Annotated in this window: 2 protein-coding genes; both read left to right on the top strand. The window is 53.6% G+C overall.

Annotated features, from left to right (window positions below):
- The first annotated feature begins 537 nt into the window (after positions 1–537).
- On the top strand, positions 538–795 hold the full coding sequence (locus tag AAGW05_RS18375; RefSeq protein WP_411806004.1) for a hypothetical protein: 258 nt from the start codon (positions 538–540) through the stop codon (positions 793–795).
- Positions 796–1,254: 459 nt separating this feature from the next.
- On the top strand, positions 1,255–2,727 hold the full coding sequence (locus AAGW05_RS18380) for an APC family permease (protein ID WP_411806005.1): 1,473 nt from the start codon (positions 1,255–1,257) through the stop codon (positions 2,725–2,727).
- The last annotated feature ends 188 nt before the right edge of the window (positions 2,728–2,915 follow it).

Raw genomic sequence — 2,915 nt, forward strand, 5'->3', positions numbered from 1 at the left:
TATGCGCTCGAATCGCAGAAATACTAAGGAATTCACGTCAAAATGGAAGTCAAATTCAGATTGACCCAAGCTGACAGTCTCACCATATCCAGTGCCCCGGGCCTGGAGGGAAGACCCCGGCAAGATCACCAAAGCCGCCAGGGGATCACCCTGCCCGGGCGCTAAACCCAGTAGGAACCCACATCTCTAAACGGGCTTGCAAGTACCCCCGCCGGAGTTCAGAACAATGACCCATCCTAAATTGTGGCCAGACCTATCCGAAAGGAGCGTTACTCCCATGCGTTTGTACCTAGAGGATGAATATCACCCACAAGGTCTCCATTTGGCGGCTACCGTTCGATGCCAAACCAAGGCGAGAAAACACGAACGGCGTCACGAAAGTGGAGCTGTCTTTTCGTCTAGGTAGAGGTTGCCGGGCTTATAACGCGGGCCCTTCCGTGAGACCACGCTGGGGGCTGCCCGTTCTTTTGGACCGCACTCATTTCCACTAAAGATGAACAAGTTTGACCGATCATACCGCTACTCAAAGGAGCAGCCATGGGAACTCATACAGGAACCCTGAGCAAGGCCGGATCCATCCACCATGTCGAGGGCGGTTATTTCGGGCTGTCCTCGATGAACGAACCCAGCATTGAAGCAGCCATCGGCGACTCCCTCCATAACCCAAAGGGGTCGGTCATGGGCGCCGGATTCTTCAAGCTGAAGGCCTCCGAGCTCCTGGGAACCACAGTGAAGTTCAAAACCCCCGACTACGCGCCGGGGTTTTTCGCCGGCCAGCGTTCCTTCGCACTCTAAGGCCCGCAACCATGACTTCCCGCAACCGGCCTAGGCGTGACCATTCACCTCGCATCTGCAAACCCGGCGACCCCTACGTGCCCCAGATCGCTACCCGGGCGCTAGCACGTCAGTGTCTGCTTCGTCTTCGCCCCACCGCAGGACATTTATGCAGCTGCAGGTCGCGCTATTGATTGTTGCCGCTGTTGGCCGAACCTAAAAGTTTTGAATATAAAAAGGCGGGGCCCTCTCCATATTTTCGCAAACCCGGGTTCTGCGTATCACGGTAATAAAGCCCGAAGAATCTGCTGCATCCCAGATCAATCAGCCCGACTGGCCCCGCAAGGCAGCGCCACGTCATGCCACTATCAATTCTCGACGGGAGGGTTGTGGTTTTTATTATTGGCACCTTAGAAATTCGGGAAATTATTTACACAACCAAAAAATTGACCGACTTTAAATTGTTTGAGGGAGATTTTAATGAGTGAAAAACATCCGCATGGGGACGATGACCTGAAAAGGTCGATCAACTGGAAGCAGGGCATGGCCATTGCGCTGGGTGTGCCCCTGCTAATTCTTCCGTCTTTGGGCTATCTTCCGCTGTATGTGTCTGCTGCAGCTATTCTGATCTGGGGATTATCGGTCCTTCAGGGTTTCATGCAAAACACCGCTTACGCCGAAATGGCCACCACTTTTCCCAAGGTCTCTGGTGTGCCGGGTTTCGCCCAGCATATATATGCCGAAAAACAAGATGGTCGATACAACAAGGGCAAGCTACTTGGTGGGTTTACCGCTTGGAGCTACTGGTTTGGCTGGAACCCAATTCTGGCAATCTTTTCCATCCTCGTAGGCGGTTACCTTCATGGGCTGTTTCCGGTGCTGGGCGAAACCTTTACGGAGTATCAGCTGTCCCTGATGTCAGGTGCGGTGATTTTCACCGGATTATTCGTGGTGAACTGGTTCGGCCTGAAGGATGGTGCCATTTTGGGTTACATCCTGGCGACTATTTCCCTGATACCACTGGTGATCCTGGCCGTGGCGCCCTTTGCCACCGGACACGTTGAGCTGTCCAATATCACCGGCAGCTGGTGGCCGACTGACTGGGCCTGGGACCTGCATCATGTCCTGATTCTCTTTGGTGTCTTTGGAATTGCGCATTGGAGTGCCTGTGCCTGGGAAACGGCAGCCATGTACGGCCCCGAATACAAAAATCCTGCCAAGGATGCCCCTAAAGCGCTGTTTGCCTGTGGCGTGATCTGTTTCTTCTTGTTTGTCCTGCTGCAATCTTCAGTGATCGGTGTGCTTGGTGTTGAGGGTGTGTTGGCCGAGCCGGTGTCTCCCCTGATCCCGGTCGCCCAGGCCGTCTTTGGCCAAGCCGGTACGATGATCACCATTATCCTGCTGATGGCTGCCATGGTCCTGATCATTCAAACGGCTTACCTGGGCGCTTCCCGCGCCATGCACTCCATGGCTCGGGAAGGAAACCTTCCCAAGGTATTTGGTCAAACGAACAGCCATGGAACACCCTTTATTGCACTGCTGACCATTGCGGCCTTCAACCTGGTGCTGATTTCAATGGGAAACGCCTCGGCAGTTCTTGGGGCCTCGGCGATTGGTTACACCATAGCCCATGGGCTCAGCCTGCTCGCCTATGTGAAATCTAAAAAAGACCCGTCATTTGCTGATCTGAAGAGGCCTTTCATGGCGCCAAAGAATTGGAAATATGTCGGCTTATTCTTTGGCCTGTTCAATGTGCCTCTGTGCGTTATTGGAGTAGTGTACCTGAATAGTCTGGAAATCGGCTGGGCTCCCACCTGGGTGGCCTTTGCGGTATTGGCGGCGTATATACCCATCTGGCTGTATTCCCAACATGAATCAAGACGCTCGAAAAACAAGGCAGTCGCTGTTCCCTCTCCAGTTCGCGATGCCGCGGATCTGGAAAAGGTTCCGTAACATTAACTGCAGTAACCAGCGCGAAAACTGGGTTGCTGGGCGGTGTGGATGATGGCGGCATCCTATCCGAGTCATTGTCCGGCTCTTCAGAGGAGCGGGTTCGGTTCCCGTGCTGTGGTGTCATTTTCAGTACTCGTCTGCATAACACCGCAATTTCTCCGTTGCGTTTTCAGGCGAGTACTAAAAAT

The organism is Arthrobacter sp. LAPM80 (genome assembly GCF_046736435.1).
In the GTDB taxonomy this organism is placed as follows: domain Bacteria; phylum Actinomycetota; class Actinomycetes; order Actinomycetales; family Micrococcaceae; genus Specibacter.

Coding starts and splice junctions, on each gene's coding strand:
- AAGW05_RS18375 (WP_411806004.1), top strand. CDS start 538: ATGGGAACTCATACAGGAACCCTGAGCAAGGCCGGATCCATCCACCAT.
- AAGW05_RS18380 (WP_411806005.1), top strand. CDS start 1,255: ATGAGTGAAAAACATCCGCATGGGGACGATGACCTGAAAAGGTCGATC.